The organism is Vibrio sp. V42_P2S4T144 (genome assembly GCF_009904715.1).
GTDB classification, from domain to species: Bacteria; Pseudomonadota; Gammaproteobacteria; order Enterobacterales; family Vibrionaceae; genus Vibrio; species Vibrio alginolyticus.
On sequence record NZ_WXWS01000124.1, the window covers coordinates 1 to 2,271 of the forward strand.

A 2,271-nucleotide genomic window follows, 5' to 3' on the forward strand; every position below is an offset into this window, starting at 1 on the left:
GAATTTATTAATAACCGACTTATCCATTTGCGCTTCATAACCAACCTGTCTGATCGCAGAAATGAACCGAGACGCTTTAACAATCCCATTCTCAGGATCGCGAATCCGACATGTTAACTCTTCATATAATGATTTTTTATGCGTCGCGTCACTTATTGGATGCACAGATTGTGCGTAGAGTATCACACTTTCAGGTGTAAGTGCTGTGTCAAATAACGTTCTCCACCTCACACTTCCGCGAGCTTCTTCATCGTGGTTCCATTTTTTGAAGCGACTCCAATTATTGTTATTTTGTAGTTGCGCACTACGCAAAGCAGTCTCGGCTTCATCAATGATTTGGCTGTGTCGCTCACCTTCTTTATAAGTGGTGATGCCAATATGGCACCAGTTGTCTGGATCAAGTGGCTCTGGCGGCATTAACTTTTCTAACTGGCGAATGCATTGCGAGGCAAGGTTAGCCACATCTTTCGCACTTTGGTGCGGTAGAAAAAGCGCAAAATCAGCATCGTAATAACGGGAAAATACAACATCTGGGTATCGTTGAACTAAATTGGACAATAAACTCCCAACTTCAACAATAAACTCATCCGTAATTTGCTTATCTTGCTCTTCTTCAACCAGTTTCCAGTCTTGAATACGCACTAGCAACACGGCGCCGCGAGCCCCACTTTCTAGTAACGCCGATTCCAACTTGCTATCAAATAACACTCGGTTAGCGGTACCGGTTAGCTTATCAAGGAAGGTTTGAGTTCGAATAAAGGTATCAAATCGGCTTCGCTCTTGACGCGCATCTTGTAACTCTTCAATTAATACATCGAGCGCTTCACTGGCGGTGTAAGGCCATTCTTTTTTGTCACCTTTGGCATACTGCTCCACCCTACCAGCCAGGATCATTCTGCCTCGCTCTTCGAGCATTTCGGAGCCTTCTAATTGCTCCTTAAGCCATGCCACGCCGCGCATTAAGCAGAAGATGATCAATACAACGGCAAGCGTGATCGACCAAAGCGCCTGCATTGAGTAGCTGTAACCTAAGTAAGGGGGAATTGCTTTAAAGTGAATCGTGTAATCTTGATTGTGAGTCAGCTGGTACTCAGCCTCAAACAAGACTGACGCTTCCATTTGATGAGAAGTATCTTTGAAGCGATAAACAACGGCGTTGTTGGTCGACAACGTCATTTCGACAATATTGGAAGCCTGCAGCATTTTCGGCATCCAGCGCTGCATAGAATAAGCGGCGTCAGGATCTTCCATCTCCTTGTCGACCACCTCTACGATCCCTTCTAAATAATGGGTGAGATATTCCTGCCCAAGACGTTTAAAAGAGAGGGTGCCACCGACAAACAAGATAAACATGGCGCAGATAACGATCATGGTGACAAAGGCCACCAGCCGTGTGCTTAACTTAAGAGTTGGGGTATACCTCATGAATACCAAATTCCTTTTTTATTCATCATATACCTTATTGAAATATTTATACTTGATAAGAGTTCATCAAACAATCGGATTAGTCTGATAGTGAGAGGCTGGAGCATAAAGAAAATCACACTCATTGATAAGTTTTATTGTTACGCCTAACCTTGCCAAGATAAGCCTGTGAGATCATTAGATTGCGACAATAAAAAAGGCCGCGATATTCGCGGCCTTTTCGATTCAAGCATAAGCAGAATTTAGAACGGGATATCGTCGTCAAAATCCATTGGTGGCTCATTGTACTGCTGCTGTGGTTGCTGCGGAGCCTGTTGTTGTGGTTGCTGTTGCTGAGGCGCATTGTACTGCTGCTGAGCTGGCTGTTGAGGCTGACCCCATCCACCTTGTTGCTGCTGTTGACCGCCCATTGGTGCGCCGCCACCTTGAGCACGACCGCCAAGCATTTGCATAACACCATTGAAGCCTTGAACAACGACCTCAGTTGAGTAGCGATCTTGGCCACTTTGATCTTGCCATTTGCGAGTTTGCAGTTGCCCTTCAATGTAAACTTGAGAGCCTTTACGCAAGTACTCACCTGCTACTTCCGCAAGTTTGCCGAACAACACAACACGGTGCCATTCCGTTTTTTCGCGCTGTTCGCCAGTCGCTTTATCACGCCATGAATCAGAAGTCGCAATAGTAATGTTTGCTACTGCACCGCCATTCGGCATGTAACGAATTTCAGGGTCGTTACCTAGATTCCCCACCAAAATAACTTTGTTAATTCCACGGCTGGCCATGATGTGCTCCGTTTCACTCTGGATATATAAAATTTTAGCGCATTAGAATAGCACGCTTTAATGT

At 45.1% G+C, this 2,271-nt stretch carries 2 protein-coding genes; both read right to left on the reverse strand.

The genetic code is table 11. The features are described 5' to 3' along the window. A partial coding sequence (locus CAG68_RS04115; protein WP_161440814.1) for a diguanylate cyclase domain-containing protein occupies positions 1–1,425 on the reverse strand: 1,425 nt, incomplete at its 3' end. Positions 1,426–1,667: 242 nt separating this feature from the next. Then, complete coding sequence (locus CAG68_RS04120; protein ID WP_005387798.1) at positions 1,668–2,207, reverse strand: single-stranded DNA-binding protein; 540 nt, start codon at positions 2,205–2,207, stop codon at positions 1,668–1,670. Positions 2,208–2,271 lie beyond the last annotated feature (64 nt).

Coding starts and splice junctions, on each gene's coding strand:
- CAG68_RS04120 (WP_005387798.1), bottom strand. CDS start 2,207: ATGGCCAGCCGTGGAATTAACAAAGTTATTTTGGTGGGGAATCTAGGT.